At 59.7% G+C, this 21,871-nt stretch carries 17 protein-coding genes; 13 read left to right on the top strand and 4 right to left on the bottom strand.

What is annotated here, in order from left to right:
- The first annotated feature begins 96 nt into the window (after positions 1–96).
- Positions 97–906, top strand: coding sequence for a carbon-nitrogen hydrolase family protein (locus M5J09_RS04320; protein ID WP_257157069.1), 810 nt, complete (start codon positions 97–99; stop codon positions 904–906).
- Positions 907–953: 47 nt separating this feature from the next.
- Here the strand turns inward: M5J09_RS04320 and M5J09_RS04315 are convergent, their stop codons facing one another.
- On the bottom strand, positions 954–2,150 hold the full coding sequence (locus M5J09_RS04315) for an FAD-binding oxidoreductase (RefSeq protein WP_257157068.1): 1,197 nt from the start codon (positions 2,148–2,150) through the stop codon (positions 954–956).
- A 167-nt stretch (positions 2,151–2,317) separates the two neighbouring features.
- On the opposite strand from M5J09_RS04315, the gene M5J09_RS04310 reads away from it, so the two are divergent.
- The 10 genes from M5J09_RS04310 (at position 2,318) to M5J09_RS04265 (ending at position 15,804) form a co-directional block, all read left to right on the top strand.
- Positions 2,318–3,688 carry a sodium/glutamate symporter gene (locus M5J09_RS04310; protein WP_257157067.1) on the top strand — a complete coding sequence of 457 codons (1,371 nt, stop codon included), beginning with the start codon at positions 2,318–2,320 and terminating at the stop codon, positions 3,686–3,688.
- Positions 3,689–4,045: 357 nt separating this feature from the next.
- A complete protein-coding gene (locus M5J09_RS04305) occupies positions 4,046–5,422 on the top strand; it encodes a TetR/AcrR family transcriptional regulator (RefSeq protein WP_257157066.1) in 1,377 nt (458 codons plus the stop codon).
- Positions 5,423–5,713: 291 nt separating this feature from the next.
- Positions 5,714–8,272 carry an ATP-dependent chaperone ClpB gene (gene clpB / locus M5J09_RS04300; protein ID WP_070538173.1) on the top strand — a complete coding sequence of 853 codons (2,559 nt, stop codon included), beginning with the start codon at positions 5,714–5,716 and terminating at the stop codon, positions 8,270–8,272.
- A 46-nt stretch (positions 8,273–8,318) separates the two neighbouring features.
- A complete protein-coding gene (locus M5J09_RS04295; protein WP_070538171.1) occupies positions 8,319–9,170 on the top strand; it encodes a sulfurtransferase in 852 nt (283 codons plus the stop codon).
- Between the two features lie 137 nt (positions 9,171–9,307).
- On the top strand, positions 9,308–10,510 hold the full coding sequence (locus M5J09_RS04290) for a hypothetical protein (RefSeq protein ID WP_257157176.1): 1,203 nt from the start codon (positions 9,308–9,310) through the stop codon (positions 10,508–10,510).
- A gap of 143 nt (positions 10,511–10,653) precedes the next feature.
- On the top strand, positions 10,654–11,199 hold the full coding sequence (gene pyrE, locus M5J09_RS04285; protein ID WP_257157065.1) for an orotate phosphoribosyltransferase: 546 nt from the start codon (positions 10,654–10,656) through the stop codon (positions 11,197–11,199).
- Between the two features lie 124 nt (positions 11,200–11,323).
- The gene (locus tag M5J09_RS04280) at positions 11,324–11,911 is read left to right on the top strand and encodes a TrmH family RNA methyltransferase (protein WP_236684075.1); all 588 of its coding nucleotides are present in this window, start codon (positions 11,324–11,326) and stop codon (positions 11,909–11,911) included.
- A 63-nt stretch (positions 11,912–11,974) separates the two neighbouring features.
- Entirely contained in the window at positions 11,975–13,171 is a 1,197-nt protein-coding gene (locus M5J09_RS04275; RefSeq protein ID WP_257157064.1) for a glycoside hydrolase family 76 protein, read from the top strand.
- 186 nt (positions 13,172–13,357) lie between these two features.
- Positions 13,358–14,392 carry a class II fructose-bisphosphate aldolase gene (gene fbaA, locus M5J09_RS04270; RefSeq protein ID WP_257157063.1) on the top strand — a complete coding sequence of 345 codons (1,035 nt, stop codon included), beginning with the start codon at positions 13,358–13,360 and terminating at the stop codon, positions 14,390–14,392.
- Between the two features lie 188 nt (positions 14,393–14,580).
- Positions 14,581–15,804, top strand: a complete 1,224-nt coding sequence (locus tag M5J09_RS04265; RefSeq protein ID WP_257157062.1) for an aromatic acid exporter family protein — start codon at positions 14,581–14,583, stop codon at positions 15,802–15,804.
- A 50-nt stretch (positions 15,805–15,854) separates the two neighbouring features.
- On the opposite strand, the gene M5J09_RS04260 is transcribed toward M5J09_RS04265, so the two are convergent.
- Together M5J09_RS04260 and M5J09_RS04255 are read right to left on the bottom strand one after the other, a co-directional pair.
- On the bottom strand, positions 15,855–16,946 hold the full coding sequence (locus M5J09_RS04260; RefSeq protein ID WP_257157061.1) for an Abi family protein: 1,092 nt from the start codon (positions 16,944–16,946) through the stop codon (positions 15,855–15,857).
- A 249-nt stretch (positions 16,947–17,195) separates the two neighbouring features.
- The gene (locus tag M5J09_RS04255) at positions 17,196–18,080 is read right to left on the bottom strand and encodes a hypothetical protein (RefSeq protein WP_374982099.1); all 885 of its coding nucleotides are present in this window, start codon (positions 18,078–18,080) and stop codon (positions 17,196–17,198) included.
- 202 nt (positions 18,081–18,282) lie between these two features.
- Between M5J09_RS04255 and M5J09_RS04250 the strand changes: the two genes are divergently transcribed.
- Together M5J09_RS04250 and M5J09_RS04245 are read left to right on the top strand one after the other, a co-directional pair.
- Complete coding sequence (locus M5J09_RS04250) at positions 18,283–19,359, top strand: hypothetical protein (RefSeq protein ID WP_257157060.1); 1,077 nt, start codon at positions 18,283–18,285, stop codon at positions 19,357–19,359.
- Between the two features lie 149 nt (positions 19,360–19,508).
- Positions 19,509–20,801 carry an adenylosuccinate synthase gene (locus tag M5J09_RS04245; RefSeq protein WP_257157059.1) on the top strand — a complete coding sequence of 431 codons (1,293 nt, stop codon included), beginning with the start codon at positions 19,509–19,511 and terminating at the stop codon, positions 20,799–20,801.
- A gap of 421 nt (positions 20,802–21,222) precedes the next feature.
- Here the strand turns inward: M5J09_RS04245 and M5J09_RS04240 are convergent.
- Positions 21,223–21,871: ISL3 family transposase (locus M5J09_RS04240; RefSeq protein WP_257157058.1), on the bottom strand; the 649-nt coding region annotated here is incomplete at its 5' end.

The following is a 21,871-nucleotide window of genomic DNA, read 5'->3' as shown; positions in this document are numbered from 1 at the left end:
CAAGAGTGCGGGATACGGCGGCCGGCGTAAAGGGGCCCGCGGCGAAAATGAAGAAATCTGTGGATAACTAGTCCGGGCTCGTCTACCGTGGGCCGCATGAAGGTAGCAGCAGTACAGTTCACCAGCACCGGAGACGTGGAGGAGAACCTGGGCGTAGCGCTGGGGAAAATCCAAGAGGCGGCCGAGAATGGCGCCCAGCTCATCGTCTTGCCGGAGGCAACCTCCCAGAGCTTCGACTCCGGGCGCCTCGATACCCACGCGGAAGGGGTGGACGGACAGTTTGCTAGCAAGGTGCGCGCACTGGCAGAGGAACTCGGTGTGTATGTGGTGCTGGGCATGTTTGCTCCCGCCGATACTGTCGAGCGTGGTGACAAGACCATCAACCGCGTGAGCAACGTGGCGCTCATTGTGGGCCCAGGTGTGCTCGAAGGCTACGAAAAGGTCCACACGTACGACGCTTTCAACTACCGCGAATCCGATACCGTCCGGGCGGGCGATTCCCTCGTGACGTTTGCGGTCGGTGACCTCACCGTGGGGGTTGCTATCTGCTATGACATTCGCTTCCCCGAGCAGTTCAAGGAGCTGGCCCGTCAGGGTGCGCAACTCATCGTGGTGCCCACGAGCTGGGCGGATGGTGAGGGCAAGCTAGACCAGTGGCGTCTGCTCACCGCTGCTCGCGCATTGGATTCCACCAGCTATATTCTTGCTGCGGGCCAGGCGCGCCCCGGCGGGGAGGCGAAGGCCGGGGAAGACTCAGGGCCGACCGGTATCGGGCACTCGGTGCTCGTGGCCCCCGACGGCACCCGCGTGGCCGAAGCCGGTTATGAGCCTGAAATCCTCTACGGCGAGGTTGACCCGGACACCGTGGCCTCGGTGCGGGAATCCCTCCCAGTGCTCGACGCCTAAGCGCTTCGAGCGCTTAGGCGCTTTGAGCGCTTAGGCGCTTTGAGCGCTTAGGCCCACTGGGATTTCTTCCACGCCGCCCAGGCCTCCCAATCACCGCCCCAGCCATCGAGCTCGGCTGCCGACGCCGTCCATTCACTACCGCGCTGCCAGCCTTCCGTGATGATGGATTCCGGCTTTACCCCGCCCTTGAGTAGCGCGGCCTGGGCCACTTCGACGCGGTCAGCTGCGCCGATGAGCACGAAGCGGCGGTTGGTGCCGTGGGCTAGGACCGGGTCCATGGGCTCTGCAGCGACGATGGGGGAGAAACCCGCTGCCGGAGCGGTTGCGCCAAGCAGCCACGGATCGGTCGCATCGCGAACAATGTGCTGAATCTTTAGGGAGGGCACCAACGCTTGCAGGTTCGCCCGAAACTCTGTGTCATAGTGCTTGCCCGGGGTAGGTGCGACGACGACCACGCGCAGGCCCGAGGGGAGGTCGGGGAGGGCGTCGAGAAGCAAGGCGCGCGCACCGGCCCACCCAGTGCCGAAGGCGATGAGGGTCGTGGAGGGGCCGAGACGCACCGGATCACCCGTAGGGGCGCCGAGCGTCCACCAATCGCCCGGTTGGGCCTTCGCCAACATGGATGAGGCCTCACCCGCCAGGGCCACGTGGAAAATCAGCTGGCCTGAGGGATCGGCCGGAGCGGCAGGGGTGAGCAGGCGCCACGTGCCTGGGGTGAGCTGCGACGTGACTGGCACAGACTGTCCCGCGCGGTACTCCACTGGCACACCTGACTCGAGCCGCACTACGGCCGTGCGCCGATTCGGCTTCTCGACGGCCACGACTTGGGCGCTATGGGCAGGAGCAACACCGGAGACGTCGGCAAGCGCGGCGGCCTCCTGCATGAGCGAACAGATACGAGAAATGGTGCGCGTGGCCACGCTGTACTGATGCGGCGTGAGCCCCAGCACGCTGAGGCCGTGGATAAGCGAAGCCTCAAACTGGGGATAGATCTCCGGTGGGAAACCATGCCGGCGGTGCTCGCGGCCCAAGCGTCCTAGGCGTTCGGCCACATCGGGGGGAATCCTGCCCTCCTCGAGGTTCTCCAACACCCACGCCAAGGCCGGCGCCATCGAGGGATGGGTGTCTTTCATAGAGAGAGCAAAAATCTGGCGGGCCTGCGCCACGGTGGCGAAAAAGTGACCGTGTACTGCGTCGCGGTACTCCTCGGCGTGATTGCGCAGATGCTCACCCAGTTCCCTCATGCCCGCCCATCATAGTCGCCGGGGGTAGCCATCAATTACCCACGGATTATAAGCAGGGGTGGCATAGCAGGCATGTGGTTGTAGTGTAATCTACGGTTCATTTCCCGGAAGAGGGTGACTCTTATCTCTATGACGCCGCCATGAGCGGCACGGAAGGAAGATTTCGCATGGAAGAATTCTCTGCGTATACGATCATGGTCGATGTCGGCTGGATCTCGTTGCTCATGGTCATCGGCAACGTACTGCGCCACAAGATCAAGTTCGTATTCCAGGATCTGCTCCTGCCTGCCCCCATCACCGCGGGACTCCTCGGCCTCATCCTTGGCCCCAACGTCCTGGGCTGGGTAGGCCTGTCCGATAATCTCGGCAGCTACACGTCCCTGCTTATCGCGGTGGTCTTTGCGTCTATGGCCTACTCCATGGAGATGGGCGGCAACATGGGCAAGGGTGCTCGCAACATGTGGGGTTATTCCACCATGATGTTCACTGGCCAGTGGGGCTTGTTTATTGTGCTGGGCCTGCTCCTGTTCAAGCCCACCTTCGATACCCCGGACTGGTTTGGCATGATGCTGCCCGTGGGCTTCACCGGTGGCTTCGGTACCGCAGCAGCCGTGGGCGGCGCCCTGGAGGGCGTGGGCGCAGATGCCGCTTCCTCCCTGGGCTTTACGTCCGCAACGGTGGGCACGCTGGCCGCCATTGTCGGCGGCATTGTGGCTGGTAACTGGGGAATCCGCAAAGGCAAGGTGTCGCATGTGCCGAAGGAGCTTCCGGAGGAACTGCGCCGCGGATACATCTCCCGCCTTGAGGACCGCCCGTCCGTGGGCCGTGCGACAACCAACCCCTCCGCCATTGAGCCCATCACCCTCCACGTCGGCTTCATTGCGCTGACTGTCATGACCGCCTACGGCATCAACCAAGGCATCGCGTCCCTTTGGGAGAACGTCTCTATCCCACTGTTTGCCATGTCCATGGTCGTGGGCCTTATCTTCCGCGCCATCATGAACATGGTGGGCGCCAAGGACTACTTGGACAAGGACACCGTGAGCTCCGTGTCCGGCGCTGCTACCGACTACCTCATCGCCTTCGGCGTGGCGGCCATCGTGCCGGCAGCTGTCGCGGCCTACTGGCAGGCACTCCTCCTGCTCTTCGTTCTGGGCACCATCTACTGCGCGTTCTTCCTTATCTGGTTCCCGGCGGAGTTCTTCGGCGAGCGCTGGATCGAGCGCGGCATCTTTGGTTGGGGCTGGGCCACCGCTACCGTGGCCACCGGTATCGCCATCCTCAAGATCGTGGACCCGAAGCTGAAGTCCGGCACTCTTTCGGAGTATGGCATGGCCTACATCGGCTTCGGACCCTTTGAGATCTCCTGGACCATCCTCGCCCCGATGGCCGTCATGTATGGCTTCACCGCAGGCTTCGGTTGGATCTCCTTGGGCGTTGCGGTGGTCATCTACCTCGTGTTCAAGTTCACTGGCATGATGCCGCCGCGTGGCACCATCTTCAAGGAGGGCATCGGACACGTCGGCGAACGCAAGTAATCTCGCGCTATTCTAGCCCCGGCTGCGGCCGGGGCTTTTATTGTCTAAACATTTTTAAGGTGGATTGCGGACTTCGAAGCGGTATTGCCAACTAAGTGCATGCGATCGTAGAAAGGCGAATCTGCGAAACTCTGACGAGGAAAAAGCTGAAGTTATTATATTTTTCCGGGGATGTTTATGGTGTGAAGACTTGGGGTAGGATGTTGTGGTGGCGTCACTGTCTCGCGGCAGTGTGATGTTGAAACTAACTGTCGCCTGCACATTGCTGTTTATATATTATTCGGGCTAAAATCTGAGAAGCTGTTAACCTAGTCCTATCCCTTCTCTTACCCATCGGGCTCAAGCTTAGGAAAATGCATGAAGTATCTATTTGCGGATTCGCCTCGTGAGGCCATCCTCGAGGCGGCGGTCCATGTTGCTGCTGCTCATGGTGATGACGCTGTCACAGTGGAGTCGGTGGCCAAATATGCCGGTCTACAGCCCTCTGATGTTACTGCTGTATTTTCCGATCGTGCCGAGATTGTTTCCGCTATCTGCGAGTACTTGTCCCAGCGCAAGGTGTCGTTTCTCAAGGAAACCCTTGAAACTAATCCTGGCTACGCCGATCTTTTCACCAAGCTCACCACGTTTACTGAGGCGTACTACGAATATGCCGAGCGTGAGCCGGAACTATTCCGCTACCTCTTCGAGCAAAAAGCCTGCGTTTTGGAGGATGAATGGCGGACCATCTGTGAGGGAAAGCCATCCAACAATATGGCGCTCGATCTTGTCTACGAGAACATGGTGGCTATCGCCGAGCATGCGGGGCTAGAGGTGGGACCGGATGTGTGTCCGCCGACGTTGGCAAAGTTGAGCGTAGCCAGCTGGGCCACTGTCCATGGCATGGCCCACCTCAGTGTGCTCGGAGTTCTGCGCCATCAGCATTCGGTAGTCCGTCGTTTCAACCTGCGTGAAGTGAGCAAGGCGCTTATCGGCACCCTCTTTCAAGCTGCGGAAACCTGCGAGACGCCGGATATGAGGGCACCTATGGAGGTGTACCGTGAGCGCCTGCGTCAGTATGATTCAGGCCGCGATAATATTCCGGATATTTCTGCCATTGAGGATCTCACTGCGCTACCTGCTGACGAGTCTCGCGTTGCCATCATGGAACGCGCTATTCAGCTAGCCGGCAAGAATGGCATGCACGCTGTGACCATTGAGAACGTTGCTGAGTACTTTAACGTGTCCGATGTTTTCGTGGCCTCCCTTGCAGATAATGACTTTGTTCTGCGTGAGCGCGTCGAGCAGGAAACGGACCGTGAGCTTGAGAGTCGAATTCTGTATCTCCTTGACCAGCTCCCGGAGGACGCTCCTGCGCGCGAGAAGCTTCTGTGCATTGCGGTGGCGTACTTTGCGTACGCGATTTCGGAACCGGAACGCTACAGCGCATGTATTGCAGCGGCGTCTGGCTCCGTTGTCCCGCTCAGTGAGGATGGTGAGGAGCAAACCCAGATGGGCGAGTCCTTTGCTCTGCTCATGCGCTTCACGCGTGAAGCGCTGCGGGAGGCCGGCCACGAGCCGGAAGATCGCTTGGTCTATATCAAGAACTTCACCCTGTGGGCTGGTGCTGATGGCATGTGCCACCTAGCTTCTGTGGGCGAGTTTCGCACTATCGATATTGAAGAGAAGTGGTCCATCTACTACGCCGTGGTGGGTATCGTCTTCGCTTCCTTTGCGTACAGCCTGCGCAGCTAAACGCCCCGTAACTCTGATGTCCGCGTGCCTGTGGCACGCGGATTTTTTATGTCCATCCTGCCTCCACCGGCGGCATCTAAGAAAGTTGAGCGCACTAGTATCAACCAGGCGCTGAAAAGTTTTCCAAAAAAGATCTACTTGAGTGGAACAGACTCAAGTTCTTTGGCGTTATAGTCGGTGAAGCTTCCTTTTCCTCCCCATACCGCACGGGTCGACACTGCACGGGCCACCATCGTACGAGTTGTGGGAAGGGGAGGGGAAGGACTGAGAAACACAAGGAGAAAACTAATCATGAGTTCGTTCAACCCCACCACTAAGACGCAGGAGGCGCTGCAGCAGGCGCTGCAGGTAGCCTCCACCAACGGCAACCCGGATATCCGTCCGGCACACCTTTTAGCAGCAATCCTCGAGCAGAAGGATGGCATTGCCGCCCCGGTGCTCAAGGCCACCGGCGTGGATCCGGAGACCGTCCTGAAGGAGGCCCGCCAGCTCGTTGATGCCCTGCCCAAGGCAGAGGGCGCCAACATGGCGAACCCAAACTTTAACCGCGACGCACTCAACGTCTTAACCCGCGCCCAGGAGCTGGCCGGGGAGCTCGGTGATGAGTACGTCTCCACCGAGGTTCTCCTAGCCGCCATTGCGGGTTCGCAGTCGGATGCTGCGGAGCTTCTGACCTCTCGCGGCGCTACCTATGATGCGCTGAAAGGTGCTTTCCCCTCCGTGCGTGGTGCTGCGAAGGTGACCTCGGAAAACCCCGAGGATCAGTTCCAAGCCCTTGAGAAGTACGCGACCGACCTGACCGCCCGTGCCCGTGAGGGCAAGATTGACCCGGTTATTGGCCGTGATCAGGAAATCCGCCGCGTGGTGCAGGTGCTCAGCCGCCGCACGAAGAACAACCCGGTCCTCATCGGTGAGCCGGGTGTGGGTAAGACCGCCATTGTGGAGGGCCTCGCGCGCCGTATCGTGGCCGGTGACGTGCCGGAGTCCCTCAAGGGCAAGACCCTGCTGAGCCTGGACCTGGGCTCTATGGTTGCGGGCGCGAAGTACCGCGGTGAGTTTGAGGAGCGCCTCAAGGCTGTTCTCGATGAGATCAAGGCCTCCGAGGGCCAGATCATCACCTTCATCGATGAGCTGCACACCATCGTTGGTGCCGGTGCCTCCGGCGATGGCTCGATGGACGCCGGCAACATGATTAAGCCTATGCTGGCCCGCGGTGAACTCCGCCTCGTCGGTGCCACTACGCTGGATGAATACCGCAAATACATCGAGAAGGACGCCGCTCTGGAGCGCCGCTTTCAGCAGGTCTATGCCGCCGAGCCTTCCGTTGAGGACACCATCGGTATCCTCCGTGGCCTCAAGGAGCGCTACGAGGTGCACCACGGCGTGCGCATCCAGGACTCCGCCCTGGTCTCTGCTGCGGAATTGTCGCACCGCTACATCACCAACCGCTTCCTGCCGGACAAGGCCATTGACTTGGTTGATGAGGCCGGTTCCCGCCTGCGGATGGAAATCGATTCCTCCCCGCAAGAAATCGATGAGCTTGAGCGCATTGTCCGCCGCCTCGAAATTGAGGAACTTGCGCTGAAGAAGGAGTCCGACGCCGCCTCGAAGGACCGTCTGACCAGTCTCCAGCAGGAACTAGCAGATGAGCGCGAGAAGCTCGGTGAGCTTAAGGCCCGCTGGGCCAATGAGAAGAAGGCCATCGATGATGTCCAGGATCTCAAGGAAGAGCTCGATGACCTGCGCCGCCAGGCAGAAATTGCGGAGCGCGATGGCGACCTAGCCCTCGCCTCTGAGATTAACTACGGCAAGATGCCCCCACTGGAGAAGGAGCTGGCCGCCGCCGAGGAGAAGGCCTCCGCGCAGCGCAACACCATGCTGAGTGAGGAGGTCACCCCGGACACCATCGCGGAGGTCGTCTCCGCATGGACCGGTATTCCCGCCGGCAAGATGCTGCAGGGAGAGACTGAGAAGCTGCTCAACATGGAATCCGTCCTGGGCAACCGCGTCGTGGGCCAGAAGGAGGCAGTAACTGCGGTCTCGGATGCTGTGCGCCGCGCCCGTGCTGGTGTGGCGGATCCAAACCGCCCGACTGGTTCCTTCCTCTTCCTCGGCCCGACGGGTGTGGGTAAGACGGAGCTGGCGAAGGCCCTGGCGGACTTCCTCTTCGACGATGAGTCCGCGATGGTCCGTATCGACATGTCCGAGTTCGGTGAGAAGCACTCCGTCGCGCGCCTCGTCGGTGCCCCTCCGGGATACGTAGGCTACGACGCCGGCGGTCAGCTCACGGAGGCGGTGCGTCGCCGCCCGTACACGCTGGTGCTTTTCGACGAAGTGGAGAAGGCCCACCCCGATGTCTTCGACGTCCTCCTGCAAGTCCTTGATGAGGGCCGCCTGACTGACGGCCAAGGTCGAACTGTGGACTTCCGCAATACCGTCATCATCCTCACCTCGAACCTGGGTGCCGGCGGCACCAAGGAGGAGGTCATGGAGGCGGTCAAGCGCAACTTCAAGCCGGAGTTCATCAACCGCCTCGATGATGTTGTCATGTTTGAGCCGCTCACCGCGGACCTGCTCTCTGGCATCGTGGACATCCAGCTCAAGGGCCTCACGGACCGCTTGTCTGGTCGCCGCCTGACGCTTCAGGTGTCTGATGCCGCCAAGCTGTGGTTGGCTGAGCGCGGCTATGACCCTGCTTACGGTGCCCGCCCGCTGCGCCGCCTCATCCAGCAGGCCATCGGTGATCAGTTGGCGAAGAAGTTGCTGGCCGGGGACATCGTGGATGGTGACACCGTGCACGTCGACGTGGCCGATGGTGGCGAGCGCCTCGACCTGGCTGCGCGCCGCTAAACCCGCCGCCGCGCGCCATTGAGCTCATGCCCTTATCATCAGGGGCATGAGCATTTTGGTCTCCCCACACGAGCTTCGTGACAAGATTTACCGCGGCGACAAGACAACTATCCTTTCTTCCCTCTGGGCCCCTGGTGAAGGCGAGGCCTTCAACCAGTTCTCCTCCCTCCACGTGCCCACCGCCCAGTACGCGGACGCCGCTTCCGCCTTCGTGGGCCTGCCCGGCTCCACGGCGGGACGCAACCCCCTCCCGAAGCCGGAAAAGATGCAGGAGTGGATTAACCACTGGGGTTTGCGTGAGGATTACGAAGTCGTGGTCTACGACGAGGGCCGTGGCCTCTTCGCTGGCCGCGCTTGGTGGACGCTGCGGTGGGCGGGCGTGCAGAACGTCCGCATCCTTGACGGCGGCCTGTCCAACTGGCGTGCCCAGGGGCTGCCCACGATGACCGGCCCGGGCAACCTCGGCATGACCTCCACCATCACGGTTCAGCCAGGCTCCATGCCCACGGTCACCATCGATGAGGTTAAGGAACATACGGGCCTGCTTCTCGACGCCCGCACGCGCAACCGCTTCGCCGGCCGCCGCGAGAACCTCGACCTTAAGGCCGGCCATATCCCGGGCGCAGTGAACCTGCCGGAGCGCCTCTTCCACACGGATGGTGTGACCGTGTGGCGCTCGCCGGAGGAGATCCTCGATATCCTGGGGCAGCACGGCGTGACCAAGGAGAACACCGACGGAGCCATCATCTATTCCGGCTCCGGTAACCACTCCTCCCTGGCCATTGCCCTCCTCGAGTACGTGGGCTTTACCGGTCTGCGCCACTTCGTGGGCGGCTGGTCCCAGTGGTCTGCGAACCCGAAGAACCCCGTCGAGCGCGGCGACCGCGACCACGTTTAATCGCACTACCCTCAGCCCCGCGCCCACCACAGTGCCCCGCTCGGCCCCTCGCCTCAGCGATTCCGCGCTGCCAAACCAGCACGTGACCAGCGTGCCAGCACGGATCGGGCGCGCCGGGCTATTAGAGTCGGTCAGTGATGCCTTTCGTACTCTTAATCCTCGCCATCGCCGCACTTGCGGCGGGCGTAGCGCTGCTCTGGTGGGACCAGCGCCAGCGCACCACACACCCCACGGTCGACGCCGCTGACTCCACCATCGAGCCCGAGCTAGAGCCCCAGCCGGAACCTCTGCCAGAGCCCGAGTGCGAACCAACCCCGGAACCGGAAGCAGCTCCCGAGCCAGTCTCGACTCTGGAGGCGGAACCGGAGCTAGCGCCAGAGCCAGCCCCGGTCACCCCGGACTCAGATCCGGCTGAGGAGGCCACCGACGACGCCACTGAAGAGCCACTCCCGGCACCCCGCTTTGCTGAGCGTGCGGAGCGAGCCAAGCACTTGGTGCCTGGTAGCGCTCGCCGTGAGCGCAAGGCCTTTGGTCAGCAGCGCGGCTGGGACTATGCCAAGCATGATTCCTACCTGGCTGATGAATGGACGCGCGGCGCCGCCGCTCGTGGCCAGGAGCCCAGGGACATCGTCGCCGGAACCGTCCGCGGCCATGAAACACTGCTCTTTGACATGGGAGCTATTCCGGTCATGGCCATGCGCACCGGCGCGGCTTCCGACATCGTGGTGGATATGCGCCGGGTTGGGGAGACCGTGGACAACCCCTCCGAGGATTTGGTGCACGTGTGCACCGAGGAAGGCTTCGATATCTATGCATCCGAGGCCGGCGTGGGCCAACGGCTTATTGATGACCGCGTGATCCACGCCCTGCAGACCCTGCCCGCCGCAGTGACGGCCGTGTGGATGGAAGGGGAGTGGGTCCTCGCCCAAACCACCAAGCAGGCGCGCAGCTCTGAGTGGGAGGAGCTTCTTGAACCGCTCGCCCTCCTCGCGGATTCCGCCCGGGTACTCCCACCGCGCTCTGAGGCGACCCAGGTCCTGCGTGTGGAGGAGCTCGACCCAAGCCGCGACATCCCGGAACCCCCGCAACCTGAGCCCACCGGCCCCACGGCGGTCCCGGACCGTGATGCTTCCCTTGGTGCCCCTAATATCCAGCGCCCTACCGAGCCTGTGGTGATGCCAAGCCGCACGGCAAGTGAAGCTCGCGGCACCATCGACCACACCAGCTTGGGCGCAGACGAGGTCGATGCTATTGCCGATGGTCACGAACACCCCACCCACGAACACAATCAAGCGCGACTGCCGCGCCGCCTTGACGGCGGCTCCTCTATTTTTGACTAGACGCATCTCCAGCAGCGGCTGCCGGCACTGGCGGCCAGCTTTGATTGCCTACCTCGGCTGGTGAGGGCCTCGCGTGCGGGAGAGGGTAGACTACAGGGCGGATTTTAAAGGCTAGAGACAGCCACGGACCAAAGGAGCGCGCGATGAGCCTGGATCAGCAGAAGAAGCAACGCCTAGCAGAACTGGTAAAGGAGCTGGCCGTTGTTCACGGCAAGGTCACGCTGTCCTCTGGCAAGGAGGCCGACTACTACGTTGACCTGCGCCGCGCCACTCTGCAGCATGAGGCTTCGCGTCTCATTGGCTCCCTGCTGCGCGAGCTCACCGCCGATTGGGACTTTGCCGCTGCCGGCGGCCTGACCATGGGCGCGGACCCGGTTGCGCTGTCCATCATGCATGCAGATGGCCGCGACATCGATGCTTTCGTCGTGCGCAAGGAAGCCAAGAAGCACGGCATGCAACGCCAGATTGAGGGTTTCAACGTGGAGGGCCAGAAGGTTCTCGTCGTTGAGGACACCACCACCACTGGTAACTCTCCGCTCACCGCGGTTAAGGCTCTGCGCACTGCCGGTGCTGAGGTCGTCGGCGTGGCCACCGTGGTGGATCGTAACACCGACGCCGGTGCCGCGATTGCCGCCGAGGGACTGGAGTACCGCTACCTGCTGGGCCTTGAGGACCTCGACCTTGCCTAATCCCGGCGACGCCGCGAATCCCAGCGAGGCTGCGCACCAGGCAGACCCGGCCGATGTCACGGACGCTAAAGGCCCCACCGAGTGGAACGAAGGTCGCCATGGTGTCGGCCCCTGGGAGGGTCCGCTGCCTGAAGGTCCCGAAGCAGAGAAGTATGACCCAGAGCTGCTTGCTGAAGGTGACCGCCGCAACGTCGTTGACGCCTACCGTTACTGGACGCGCGAGGCCATCCGTGAGGATATCGACACCCGCCGTCATGCGCTGCACATCGCTATCGAGAACTTTGAAAACGATGCCAATATCGGCACGGTGGTTCGCACGGCGAATGCCTTCGCGGTCGACACGGTGCACATCGTTGGCCGCCGTCGCTGGAACCGCCGTGGCGCCATGGTGACCGATAGGTACCAGCATCTGATGCACCACGGGGACGTCGGCAAGCTCATGGCGTGGGCAGCCGAGCAGGAACTCACGGTCGTGGCCATCGATAACACCCCCGGGTGTGTGCCCTTGGAAACCGCAGAGCTTCCGGAGCGCTGCCTTCTCCTCTTCGGGCAGGAAGGCCCCGGGGTCAGCCCCGAAGCCCAAGACGCCGCACTCATGACCTGTTCAATCGCCCAATTTGGATCTACACGCTCCATCAACGCGGGTGTGGCCGCGGGGATTGCCATGCATGCCTGGATCCGCCAGCATGCAGACTTGTCAAAAGCATGGTGAGACCCCGCCCACTATGTTTACATGAGAGGTAACACATTCACACGCTAGGATGATGAGACAAACGTGTTAGAAAAATGGGCCCACCGCGCTGACCTCGCGGAGACAGCCATCAATGAGCGCCACGCGCACGCCGTATGGGGCCTGCCGCGTACCAACCTTGCCGTGGTGAGCTGGCCGCCCACCACCAAGGAATCGCTCTTCGTCCATTGGCACTACTGGTGGCAGGCTCACTACTTGGACTGCCAAGTCGACGCCGCACTGCGCAAGAACACCAAGATGCGCCGCACACTCATCGCGAACACCATTCGTGGCATCCATGTGCGAAACCTGCGCGCGTTGACGAAGAACCGCTACTACGATGACAAGGCCTGGATGGCCCTGGCTATGGCCCGCGCCGGCGAGCTGAAGAAGCTGCGTCCGCACAAAAAGCTCGGCACTCTGCAGGGCAATATCCACGCGGGCCTTGACGCCCAGGAGGGCGTGCTGCCGTGGCGTGAGGGCGAAACCTTCCTCAACGTGCCCTCCAATGGCCCCGGCGCCATCATGTTGGCCCGCATGGGCCGCTTGGAGGAAGCCCGCCATATCGTGGACTGGATCTATGACCATCTCATTGATGATGACGGCTTCGTCATGGATGGCATCCGCATGCGCATGGATGGCCGCGAGATCGTTCGTGCCATCCACCCTTATTGCCAGGGTGTGGTTCTTGGCGCATGCCTGGAAATCGTCCTCGCCTTGCGCAAGAAGTCTGGGCTGACCTCCCTGGAGACCATCGACACCATCCACGAGGCGGAGCTGGCCAAAGACATGATGGACTACACCACCCGTATCCGCAGCCTCGTACAGGCGGTGGCCACGGGTATGGCCACCCACACTGGTGTCATCGATTGGAATACTGGCGATGGCGACGGTGGGCTTTTCAAGGGCATCCTCGCGCGCTATCTCGCTGATGTTGCCGTGCGCCTGCCCGGTGATTCACCTGCCAACCGTGCGACGAAGAAGCTGGCTGCTCGCCTAGTCATGTGCTCCGCGGAGTCCGTGTGGGAGCACCGACTCGAAGTAGACGGGCTGCCCATTTTCGGCTCCGACTGGACCGCTGATGCCAAGCTGCCCCACAACTATGGTTTCGGGCCGTCGAGCTTGGGACAGAAGGTCGGGATTATCCGCGTGGCCGAGCGGGACTTGTCCGTTCAGTTGTCCGGGTGGATGCTCCTGGAGGCCTGCACCCGGATTGTGAAGCACAAGTCAGAATCCAAGTAGGTCCGAAAAACTACCTGGCTGTGGCGTACATTCATCTGCGTGCGCCACCCCCTTTAAGTGAGATCACAGTGCATCTCACGGCGCAAATCAACAATAGTAGGCATACTTGGGTGTTGGAACGTGTTGTTTCGCTCGACAATGGAGCAACACGGCTTACTGCACAGCAACTCCAAAGGATGGATCTACATGCCAATCGCAACCCCTGAGGTCTATAACCAGATGCTTGATACCGCCAAGAAGGGCGGCTTCGCATTCCCGGCCATCAACTGCACCTCCTCCGAAACCATCAACGCAGCACTCCGAGGCTTCGCCGAGGCTGAGTCCGACGGCATCATCCAGTTCTCCACCGGCGGCGCCGAGTTCGGTTCCGGCCTGTCCGTGAAGAACAAGGTTGCTGGTGCTCAGGCCCTCGCTGCCTTCGCTAACGAGGCGGCTAAGCACTACGGCGTCAACATCGCTCTGCACACCGACCACTGCCAGAAAGAAGTTCTGGATGACTACGTGCGCCCGCTGATGGCCATCTCCCAGGAGCGCGTCGACCGCGGCGAGCTTCCGCTCTTCCAATCCCACATGTGGGATGGTTCCGCTATCCCGATCGATGAGAACCTGGAAATCGCCCAGGAGCTCCTAGAGAAGGCAAACAAGGCCAACATCATCCTTGAGGTTGAGATTGGTGTCGTCGGCGGCGAGGAGGACGGTGTCCAGGCTAAGGCCGGCGCTAACCTCTACACCTCCCCGGAGGACTTTGAGAAGACCATCGATGCCCTGGGCACCGGTGAGAAGGGTCGCTACCTGCTGGCCGCCACCTTCGGCAACGTCCATGGCGTGTACAAGCCGGGCAACGTGAAGCTGCGCCCGGAGGTTCTGGATGAGGGCCAGAAGGTTGCCATCAAGAAGCTCGGCCTTGAGGACGGCGCTAAGCCGTTCGACTTCGTCTTCCACGGCGGCTCCGGCTCCGAGAAGGAGAAGATTGAGCAAGCTCTGGGCTACGGCGTGGTCAAGATGAACGTTGACACCGATACCCAGTACGCCTTCACTAACCCGGTCGCTCGCCACATGTTCTCCAACTACGATGGCGTCTTCAAGATCGACGGCGAGGTGGGCAACAAGAAGGTCTACGACCCGCGCTCCTACATGAAGAAGGCCGAGCAGGCTATGGCTGACCGCGTGGTTGAGGCCTGCACCGACCTGCACTCTGTGGGCAAGACCGTGTCCAAGTAACGGCCTAAGGGCTCGGTGCCTGGCAGAATCCCGTTGAGGGAGCACGCCCTACACTCACGCCCTCGCAAGAATTGAGCACGATAGCTGCCGAACCCTTGAGGTTCGAATGGCTATCGTGCTTATTTTTTGCATTCCGCTTTCTTCACCCATGCCACTCCTTTATCTAGGTCGCGTAAAATACGGGAACCATGGGAACGCAAGAGTCATCGTCGAATACGTCGAGTACCGTCACGCGCGTTCGCAGGACTACCCGCGAGCAGCTGCGGCTAGTGGACAAGTCTCTCAAATCGCGCTTCACGCGTGTGCGCAACCGTCTAGTCTTCATGCTGCAGAGCACCCTGGGGGCTGGCTTGGCCTTCTACGTCGCGCATGATTTCTTTGGTCACGAGCAGCCCTTCTTCGCACCGATGGCCGTCATCATCATTTTGGGGCTTTCCGGAAGTGATCGCATTAATCGCGCGGTGGACATGGCCATCGGTGGCGTCATCGGCGTTCTCGTGGGCACATTGCTCGTGGATGCGCTTGGCACCGGCCCGATTCACATGACCATCATTATCGGGCTGGCGCTCATCATTGGCTCTTTCGTCACCGGCTCGCAGCTGGTGTCCAATCAGATCGTCATTGCCGCCATCCTTATCGCGACCATCCTTCCCCCGGAAGAAATGGGTGGCGTTTCCCGCGCTATTGACGCCATCATCGGCGCGGTCATTGGTTTGACGATGATTATGTTGATCCCTACCTCACCCCTTCGCGCGGGCCGCTCGGAGGTGTCCAAGGTCTTGGGCATCACGTCGTCGGTCCTCAACGATGTGTCCAAAGGCTTGGAAGATGACGATCCGGATCGCATTCTTGAAGCACGTGATGCTGTCCGCGGCACGCAGGGCGATATCAACAATATGCTGAGCGCCACAAAGGGCGGTGCCGAAACCGCCCGCCTTTCGCCCTTCCTGTGGGGCTCGCAGCGCAACGTCCGCTCTCTCGAGCGCGTCCTCACGCCCGTCGATAACGTTGTCCGTGGCACCCGTGTGCTGTCGCGTCGCGCGCTTGTTCTGTCTGAGGACGGTGACAAAGCCACTACTGAGCAGATTGAGCTTATCGACGCCCTCTCGGACATCATGATGGAACTGTCCGGCCTCTACAGTCACCAATCCGCACGTGAGCGCCGCGTGGATGAGGCCCATGCCATCCCGGACATCGTTCACCGCCTACGCCAGCTCGCTGCGCGTTCCTCAATGGATATCGCGGGGGAGAACCCAGTGCTCTCCGCGTACTCGGTCTTGGCCCAGACGCGCTCCATCATTGTGGACTTGCTCATGATTTGCGGCATGTCCCGCGAGTCCGCTGTGGCCCAGCTTGTGCCCACGTCGAATCACCCGGCCTACCCGCCGGAGGTGCTGGAGGACGAAGATTAAGGATGACTAGGGCCGCAACTTTAGCAGTGCGAATTCGGAAATCATTCGGACTACTTGGTCGGTGAAGGCAAATCAGATGTGACTTTGGCAGCCAACAGAGAACTACTCTGAAAGTACCGATGCCTCTTCACAAAAGCTGAGCCGCGTCCACTTTCCTCATGCATGATTTCCTGCCCACCAGCGGTAGTGAGGGTCGAGGGATGCTCGGGTTCACTAAGGTGATAAACCTTATAGGTTTTCTCTGGAGGATAGCTTCTAACGAATTGATCTGAGAGGGCGTAGCTCATAATCTTCCCGAGACGAATATCCTCGGGGTTGGATGAGTTCTTAAGCTCGTTGGAGGTCTTCTTGTTCCAGTTAGAAGCGATTTCGATGTCTAAAACCCTTGGAAAGATTCCGATGATTTTCTGGCTGAAATAGAAACCTATGTAATCTACTTGTGCAAGTGGCGTGGAGGCTTCCAGAACCACGGCACCTACCCTTTGATAGAAGGTGAAAAGGGAGTCGTCCGCGTGCCCCAAGATCGCGGTATTGAGCTTTGGCGTGCGATTCGTGGCTAGCTCCGTGACGCGTTCGAGGTTTTCTAACCATAGTCTTGCATCTTGGTCTATCCAACTGGCAAGTCTTAAAATTTTCTTTAGCTCTACCGTTGGGTCCACGTTGAGAAGTGAGTCCTGATGAGCACACCGATTTCGTAGGACATTGAGGTCTGTCAACAGGGTTGCAACTATTTTCCTGCTACCTTGGCCCGGAAATGCATTTCGAAGGTATTTTCTCCAGATTTCCTCATTGGCATCGGACTTCGTGGAAAGTAGTGAAGCCCAGTACCCCATGTTCAGATGCGCGATGATGTCGTCCTTTGTGACAGGACGCTTGTATTTCTTGGCTAGCTTCGTAGAGAGTGCGGAAATATCGAAAGAATCTTGGCTCCAGCCGAAGTCAAAAGGGTGAGCTTCGGCAAGTGAATCGCTCATGGCATTCCGCAGCAAGACCTCAGTGTGATGAATGACTTCAGACAATGCAGCTGCGATTTGTGCGTTGAGTTCATATAGCTTCCATGCTTCCTCCGGTGTGCCACATTCTTCGAGGTATGGAGCGAATCTGGCCTCGGATACCCAAGAAACTTTTCGCGTTAGTGGCATGGGCTTGTTCCTTCGGCAGTCGAGAGTGGTAAAGTCTTCCGCATACCGCCTAGGCGCATTGCACAATGCGCATGCGGTGAGGATTCGGTTTCGAGCCTAGTACCGTAAAGGTAATGCTGGCCGGATCCTCTTTTCGTTTTACCCTCAAACTCGGGCTCGAGAATTGAGCTTAAACGACATTTCGTGCTGGCCTCCCAAATTAGTGGCCCCAGTACTGAGCCAGATTGATCGGATTATTTAGCAGGATAATTAAGGCCGCACTATCTGCAGGTCGCGCAGGTGTCGGTAGAACGTCACGCGCTTGACTGGGCGCGGTGCGCGGACTCCATCGACGCTGATGCTTAGCGACGGCCCCCCTGCCTGCACCGCCCTTCCTCTGACTACGCTGGCTGGGTCGAGCTGCCCTGGCTGCACGTGCTTGCGCAGCCGGCCGAACACCCCTCGTCGTGGCGAGGCATCTGCCGCAAAGCTCGATACCGCCCTCGCCGCCACGATGCCCGGAGCATCAGTCATTGGCACGAGGCGCGCACCGAAGACATTCTTCTCGCGGTCTGCGCGCAGCAGCACGTCATCATCAACGATAATCTCGCCCGTAATCTCCTCATCTGTCCACTCCGCAATGGTGGCCGAACCCGCTACGGCAAGCCCTGCGTCATTGCGAATGAGAGGTACAGGTTTAACCGGTGCACTCAACGCAAACGAGAGCGCGTCCTCAGCGGACGTAGGCAGTCCCCAATTCATCGCTGCCGTCGATGTCTCATCCGTTGGCACGAAGCCCACCTCAGTCCATAAATAGTCCGCCCGCATCATACGGGTCAGTACCGCACTGAGTGCCGCGTCACTGCCGACGACCACCACACGCAACGGCTCTCGCAGGAACCGCGCTTGCGGCGCCGAGCTTGGCTGGCCAAGGTGGCTTACATCCGGCTGCGCGGCAATCTCATCGAGCGTTGGAGTCGGGTCCTCCGGCAGAATCTCCTTTGCTAGCGCATCAAGCTCTTTGAGCTCGGCGCGTGTCGGGATCTTGCTCACGGGCAGTCGCCGCACCTTAAGTCCTTGCTCTTCAACGTGGGCAATGGGAGCGGAAGCGGTGACTGCGAACTGGCCGCCGCAGTCTAAAAGCGCACAGAACATATAAGGATCATAGAAGCCCCATCTACAAACCTGTAATGACAGGCAGTTCGCCAACCGAGAAACGGGGAGCCTTGCCCAATGTTGTAGTGCACATCACAAGGGCTGGGTAGTCTGGCAGTCACACCCCACAAGGTTTCCTACATCGAAGAGTTCTAACAGAGTCCTATCTACCCCTTGGAGGTTTCTCACTGTGTCTGCTCGCATGACTACTCTCGCACTCCTCTCCGCTACGGGTCTGGCGCTGAGCGCCTGTACCTTTGGCGGAGGCTCTGGTGACAAAGCCGAAGAACCCGCTTTTACCACCGCGGCGGCGATGACCCTGGCAGAGTCGAGTTCGGAAGCACCCACGACCTCGAGTACCGCATCCTCCAGCAGTTCGGCTTCATCCACCACAAGCGCCAACTGTGGGGAAGGCACGAAGCTGGAGGACACCGTACTCGGCAACGTGTTGGAGAACAAGGAAGCTTACGTGAAGGGCTCCACCGAGAAATTTGAGGACGTAAGCGTCGGTGAGGACGAGTATGACCCCTGCAAGTTCCTCAGCTACGTGGTGCTGGAGGGCAAGTTCGGTGGAGAATCCGTTAAAGTCCCTGCTTTCTTCGTCAATGGCAAAATCTATAGCGAGGATGCTCTTTACATCACATCCTCCTCGTTCGAGGTCAGCGAGGATGGCGAGGGCTACACCTATGAGTCCGAGACCGACGGTGACATTGTTGGTGTTGAAGGCAAAGTTTATAAGCGTCCAGGCACCGAAGCACCTATGATGGATGACTCTTTTGACGGTGTGAACTCTGACATCTTCTACCTTGACGTGAAGTCTGAGCCCACCGAGTCTGCGGACTTGGCTAAGGATGAAGAAGACCTCCGCGGCGAAGAGCTCTTCACTCTCGTTGCCGATGGCTGGAATATGGTCTGCGGAATCGCTGAGGAGAATAACGCTATCGACTGTGCACATGGCGATGGCGGGGGTTGGGGCGTTCAGGGCGGTAAGAGCCCAATGCCAGAAGGTATGGAATTTAACTTAGTGACCTTCCTTCCACTGGAGCACAGCACCCAGTTCAGCCAGTATGACGACGAAATCCCAGCCAATGGCAAGAAAATTGAGGGCAACGGACTCTACCGAATTGGCATCGGTGACATCGAGGCTCAAATTGCCGTTGTTGATGACAGCATCATCGTCAGTACCCCAGACAAGTCGAGGCTGACGTTCACCAACGACACTATCTATTTCGATAACGAGGACTCAGACGGTGACGAGACAAATACCGAAAGCGTCTAGTCGGATCTTTGCTGAAGTTGCTGCGGATCGTGCTTCGTGCTGCAAGCACGCTAATTCTTGATGACCTTGTCACAAACTCACCACCACACCAGCAAGGCAGGTAAAGTAGGTGCGTATTTGACTTCAATAACTAGGAAGTGACACCAAAAATGGCAGCGATCGTCATCGTCGGCGCCCAGTGGGGCGACGAAGGCAAGGGCAAGGCCACCGATATTCTCGGCGGTAAGGTCGATTATGTAGTCAAGCCCAACGGCGGCAATAACGCCGGCCACACCGTCGTGGTCGGCGGTGAGAAGTATGAGCTTAAGCTCCTTCCGGCCGGTATTCTCTCCGAAAACGCCACCCCGGTGCTTGGCAACGGCGTGGTGATTAACCTTGAGGCTCTCTTTGATGAGATTGATGGCTTGGAGGCCCGTGGCGCTAACGCCTCGCGTCTGCGCATTTCCGCCAACGCGCACCTCGTAGCTCCCTATCACCAGACGCTGGATCGTGTTCAGGAGCGCTTCCTAGGCAAGCGCGCCATCGGCACCACCGGTCGCGGCATCGGCCCGACCTATGCGGATAAGGTAGCCCGCATCAGCATCCGCGTGCAGGACATCTTTGATGAGTCCATTCTGCGTCAGAAGGTCGAGTCCGCCCTCGACATCAAGAACCAGATGCTGGTGAAGATGTACAACCGCAAGGCCATTGACCCAGAGCAGATCGTGGATTACTTCCTGGGCTACCGCGAGCGTCTTCGCCCCATGGTCATTGAAGCTGAGCTGGAGCTCAATCAAGCCCTCGATAACGGTAAGCACGTCCTCATGGAGGGTGGCCAGGCCACCATGCTGGACGTGGACCACGGCACCTACCCGTTCGTGACCTCCTCGAACCCCACCGCCGGCGGTGCCTCTGTCGGTTCCGGCATTGGCCCGACTCGCATCACGACCTCTTTGGGCATTATCAAGGCCTACACCACCCGCGTGGGTGCAGGTCCCTTCCCAACCGAGCTTTTCGATAAGTGGGGCGAGTACCTGCAGACCACCGGCGGCGAAATCGGCGTGAACACCGGCCGTAAGCGTCGATGTGGCTGGTATGACTCCGTGGTGGCCCGCTACGCCACCCGTGTCAACGGTTTCACGGATTACTTCCTCACCAAGCTGGATGTGCTGACCGGTATCGGTGAGATTCCGATTTGCGTGGCTTACGACGTCGACGGCAAGCGCTACGATGAGATGCCGCTGACCCAGTCGGAGTTTCACCACGCTGAGCCCATCTTTGAGACCATGCCCGCGTGGGACGAGGACATCACCGGCTGCCAGACCTTCGAGGAGCTCCCGCAGAAGGCCCAGGATTACGTCCTACGCCTGGAGGAGCTTTCCGGCTGCCGGATCTCCTACATCGGTGTGGGGCCTGGCCGTGACCAGACCATTGTTCGCCATGATGTTATGGAGGATCAGTAGTCCGGACATGTGGTCCGCATAAGTGCTACTTATTTATTTACCGCCCCGTTTCCTGGATGTAGCGCTGTCAGTGCTCGAGCGCTGAAGCTATGTCCCGGAGCTGGGGCGGTTTTCTTATGAATTGGTCCAGTCGTGTGCAGTGAAAATGCCCTGCTTGTCGGCGTCCCCCCTTACCCCGTCCCGTACAAAACACCCCCAGCTGAGTTAAATTTCTGTGGCTGATGTTACGGGTGTGAAAGTGTGACATATTACACTTAGGTGACGGCGTGTTATGCGCGGGGGCTATACCTGCAGGTTGCGGGTGTTTACATGACGATAACTATGAAACTATTTCTTCTATGGGATTTTAAGGTTGCTGTGCGGTTTTCCAAATGTCTAAAAGCCGATAACATCTTAAGGGAGTTAACTGGCCCTTCCGGTTTTAGAGTGCGTTGATTTTGTCCTGTAGTTGTCCGGAGTGGATTAGGCATCGCAAGATGTAGTGGTTGAGGTTTTTGAATCCTAGGGCGATGCCGCGTAGGTGTTCGAGTCTGCCGTTGATTGCTTCGACGGGGCCGTTGGAGGCACCGATATTAAAGTAGGCGAGCACATCTTTGCGTCTTCGCCACAGGGTGCGTCCCAGTTGGGCGAGCTCTTCTAAGCCTTTCGGTAACCCCTTTCGCAGGGTGTGGATGATGCGTTCCATGAGCTTTTTGCCTTCCGATTTCTTCGGATGCGCGTACGCTGCGATCATGTCTTGGTAGAGCAACCACGTTACTTCTAGGGCCACGTAGTCGTCATCGGTGGCCCACAACATTTCTAAGCGGTGCTTTTGCCGCTCGGTGAGATAGTTCGTCCTGGTCAACAGGGTGCGCCGGTGCTTGTACAGTGGGTCCTCTTTGCGTCCGCGGCGCCCGGTGGTCTCACGTTGGAGTCGTTGTCGGCATGTAGTGAGCTTGTCGGCTGCTAGATGCACCACATGGAAAGGGTCCATGACTTTGTCCGCCTGTGGTAGTTGCTCTTCGACTGCAGTGGCATATCCGGTGAACCCATCCATGGTCACCACCTGTATCTGTTCCCGGAAGCTGGGG

This window comes from Corynebacterium sp. BF-R-2 (genome assembly GCF_024586525.1).
GTDB lineage: Bacteria > Actinomycetota > Actinomycetes > Mycobacteriales > Mycobacteriaceae > Corynebacterium > Corynebacterium singulare.
The sequence above is the reverse complement of the archived record's forward strand: the minus strand, read 5'-3'. Positions and strand labels throughout refer to the sequence as shown.